At 64.5% G+C, this 3,245-nt stretch carries 4 protein-coding genes; 3 read left to right on the forward strand and 1 reads right to left on the reverse strand.

Going from position 1 to position 3,245, the window contains the following annotated elements:
• The first annotated feature begins 87 nt into the window (after positions 1-87).
• The 3 genes from tnpA to tnpC all read left to right on the forward strand — a co-directional run bounded on the left by tnpA (position 88) and on the right by tnpC (position 2,531).
• On the forward strand, positions 88-522 hold the full coding sequence (tnpA, locus tag ABG80_RS19460) for an IS66-like element accessory protein TnpA (RefSeq protein WP_058089223.1): 435 nt from the start codon (positions 88-90) through the stop codon (positions 520-522).
• On the forward strand, positions 498-848 hold the full coding sequence (tnpB, locus tag ABG80_RS19465; RefSeq protein WP_058089224.1) for an IS66 family insertion sequence element accessory protein TnpB: 351 nt from the start codon (positions 498-500) through the stop codon (positions 846-848). Before tnpA ends, tnpB begins: the two co-directional genes overlap by 25 nt.
• Before the next feature lie 78 nt (positions 849-926).
• Positions 927-2,531, forward strand: a complete 1,605-nt coding sequence (tnpC, locus tag ABG80_RS19470) for an IS66 family transposase (protein ID WP_058089225.1) — start codon at positions 927-929, stop codon at positions 2,529-2,531.
• 16 nt (positions 2,532-2,547) lie between these two features.
• Here the strand turns inward: tnpC and ABG80_RS19475 are convergent.
• The coding region (locus ABG80_RS19475; RefSeq protein ID WP_058089226.1) for a UPF0149 family protein at positions 2,548-3,245 on the reverse strand (698 nt) is incomplete at its 5' end.

The raw sequence follows: 3,245 nt of genomic DNA on the forward strand, positions 1-3,245 counted from the left end.
GTAAGCGGTCATTGAACCCCACCCTAGCCACCAAGGCTGTGCTCTGACAGCCTACGTTCCCACGTAGATGAACGTGGGAACGTAGCGATGAACGACGAATTGCAGGATCTCAGGCGCAGGTTGGTGGTGGGGCACAAGGCCGACGGGCGCAGCGTGTACGACGAGCAGGCGAAGGCGGAATTGGTTGAGCTGTGCATGCGGCCCGGCGCGTCGGTGTCCCGTCTGGCGCGCGAGTGCGGGGTCAACGCCAACCAGGTTTGCCGCTGGCTGCGAGAACGTGGGCATGTCCGCCGACCGCGTCAGGCCACGAGCCGTGCGGTGAGCACACCGACGGCGTTCGTCGCCGTGCCGGTGGTATCTGCGGCGGCGCCGGCTGAGGAGCGGCTGGTTGCCATGGTGCAGTTGCAAGCCCGGCTGCCCAACGGCGTCGCCATCGAACTTGGAGGCATCGACGTCCGGCACGTCGGCGCGGTGATCGAAGCACTGGGGAGGCTGCGGTGTTCCGTCTCGACGAAGGGCTGAAGGTCTACCTGCACCGCGCACCGGTGGACTTCCGGCTCAACATCAACGGCTTGGCGGCGCTGGTACAGCAAGCCCTTGGGCTGGACCCGTTTGCCGCCTGCATCTACGTGTTCAGCAACCGCCGCCGCGACCGGGTGAAGGTGCTGGGCTGGGACCGCAACGGGTTCTGGCTGCTGCTCAAGCGGCTGGAACAGGACCGGTTCATCTGGCCGAGCGAGCAGGACGTGCCCACCTTGACGGTCGAGCAGTTGCACTGGCTGCTGGAGGGCATCGATGTGGGCGTGGTGCAGCGACATCCGATGCGACGGTACGAGCGGGTCGGCTGAGAACACTTCGGTGGTGCTGCGCCATTGCGGCACATCCGAATGGCGCCGAGGGCTGCAGGCCGGGACACTGCATCGCAGATGACCGACATGCCCACCCTCGAACAGATCCAAGCGCTGCAACAAGCGCTGGCCGAGGCGCGCCAGCACAACGAAGCCCTGGCGGGCGAGTTGCGTGTGACACGCACCGAGCGCGACCTGCTCAAGGAGCAGCTCAACAAGTTCAAGCGCCAGCTGTTTGCCGCCAGCAGCGAGGTCAGTGGCCAGCACCAGAAGGACATGTTCTTCAATGAGGCCGAGGGCCTGGGTGCGCAGGCAGAGCCGGCCGCCGAAGAGGCCACGCCCGGCGATGAGGCGATCGATGTGCCCGGTCACCGGCGCGCCAAGCGCGGGCGCAAGCCTCTGGACCCCGCACTGCCGCGTGAGGTGGTGCGCCACGAACTGCCCGAGAGCGAGCGCGTGTGCCCGCATGACGGCGCTGCGCTGCGCGAGATTGGCGTGGAGACCAGCGAACAACTCGACATCATCCCGCAGCAGGTGCGCGTGATCCGCCACGAGCGGGTGAAGTACGCCTGCCCCTGCTGTGACGGCGGGCTGCGGCTGGCCGCGCGGCCCGCGCAAGTCATTCCAAAGGGCCTGTTCACCGAGTGCGCGCTGGCCTGGATGGCCACGGCCAAGTACCTCGACGGGCTGCCGCTGTACCGCCAGGCAGCGCTGCTGGGGCGCTTCGGCGGCACCGACATCTCGCGCAACACGGTGGCCGCCAGCATGGTGCGTGTTGGCCAGGCCGTGCAGCCGGTGATGAACCTGCTGCGCGACGAACTGCTGGACGCACCGTTGGTGTTCGGCGACGAGACCGAGTTGCAGGTGCTCAAGGAGCCAGGGCGTAAAGCACAAACCAAGAGCTATGTCTGGGCGCAGATGACCGATGGCTCAGGCCGGGATGGCACCGGGCCACCGATCAGGCTGTTCAGCTACGCGCCCAGCCGCTCGGCCGCCACCGCGATGGGGCTGTACGCCGGCATCCGTGCCGGTGCGGTGCTGATGACCGATGGCTACGACGTGTATGACAAGGTGGCGCAGACGCAGCAGCTTGTGCACCTGGCCTGCTGGGCGCATTGCCGACGCTACTTCCACGACGCTTTGCAGGCCTGCCCCAAGGACCAGCGCGGACCAGACCAACTGGCCGCACGGTTCATCGCGCTGATCGGCAAGCTGTACCAGATCGAGGCCCAGGCCAAGCGTGATGGCGCCGACCTGGCCGAGCTCACGCTGCGGCGCCAGCGCGACAGCACGCCGGTGATCCAGGACATCGAACAACTGCTGTTGGCCAACCTGCACAGCGTGCTACCGCAAAGCCTGCTGGGCAAAGCCTTGCACTACACGGCAGGACAGTGGCACAAGCTCAAGCGCTACGTGGAGGATGGGCGCTACAGCATCGACAACAACGCTCAGGAGAACGCCATCCGGCCGTTCTGCGTGGGCAGGCGCAACTGGCTGTTCGCCGACACCGTCGCCGGCGCACACGCCAGTGCCAACCTGTACTCGCTGCTGCAGACCTGCCGTGTCAACGGCATCGATGGCTACCGCTATCTGCGCTCCCTGTTCAGGTGGCTGCCGATGGCCAGTACGGCTGACGACTATGCCGCGCTGCTGCCCTGGCGCATCAACATGAACACAGACTGAGTGCAGTCAATCGAGGTCAATGCAGGTCAGCTGCCGCGCCACAGCACTTCTTGAACTTCTTGCCGCTCCCACAAGGGCAAGGCTCATTGCGGCCCACCTTGGGCTGCATCGATTTGGCCACTCCTCGCTCGTAGACAGCCAGTCTCAGCGGTAGCCAGTGAGCATGCATGTCCAAGACGGCCTGCGGGATCTGAAGGGCCAACTCCGCTCGCATGGCTGGCGTCTTGGTCAGTTCATCCTGGTCCTCACCGAAGTCATCTTCGCCGAGCAGTGCGATTGGCCTGAACCATGCCTGCCCTTGAGCCGTTGACAACAAGGGTTGCCAGTCTTTCCAACAAAGTCTCATGCCTTGAACAAAACCGTAGGCCCAACCTTCGGCGTCGTCATACTTCCGCTCATCACCTTCGTACGTCATCGTTGACCAGCAAGGGCTGATCTGCCTGGGATCCGATTCCAGCCCAGCAATGATGCTGTTGAAGTGGCGCATGACCAGACCCAATATGTGGTTCAGATGCTCGATGGAGTCCATCGGCGGCATCATCTCCTGGGTGCCCCAGATCTTTGGGAGCCATTGCTTTGGATGCAGCGTCGTCGGGCCGACAGCAATCGCATGCATGAACCCATCCATGATGTCCGCCACCATGACCTCTTCCGTGTCGACGTCATAGAGCAGGAACTGGTCAAGCTCGTCGAACTCTTCCTCGGATAGCGGGG

Origin of the sequence: Aquabacterium parvum (assembly GCF_001447195.1) — a bacterium.
GTDB lineage: Bacteria > Pseudomonadota > Gammaproteobacteria > Burkholderiales > Burkholderiaceae_C > Aquabacterium > Aquabacterium parvum.